The sequence below is a fragment of the Streptomyces sp. WM4235 genome (assembly GCF_001279725.1).
Taxonomy (GTDB): Bacteria; Actinomycetota; Actinomycetes; order Streptomycetales; family Streptomycetaceae; genus Streptomyces.
In genome coordinates this window covers 1-262 of the sequence record NZ_LGDE01000400.1, presented here as the reverse complement: position 1 = coordinate 262, position 262 = coordinate 1, and the positions used below count along the sequence as shown (strand labels likewise).

Here is a 262-nt window from a genome sequence, read left to right as displayed (position 1 = left end):
CCCAGCTACCCGCGTCGTGATGACGACCGTGGTGGCCGTCCCACCGGTGGTGGCGACCGTCCCTCCTTCCGTCGCGACGACCGTGGCGACCGCCCCAGCGGCGGTGGCTTCCAGCGTCGTGACGACCGTGGCGGGGACCGTCCGAGCTACCCGCGTCGTGACGACCGGGGTGACCGTCCCAGCGGCGGTGGCTTCCAGCGCCGTGACGACCGTGGCGGCGACCGCCCCAGCTACCCGCGCCGCGATGACGACCGCGGTGGCT

Annotated in this window: 1 protein-coding gene; it reads right to left on the bottom strand. The window is 74.8% G+C overall.

From position 1 onward, the window contains the following. A partial coding sequence (locus tag ADK55_RS40525; RefSeq protein ID WP_267887361.1) for a hypothetical protein occupies positions 1-262 on the bottom strand: 262 nt, incomplete at both ends.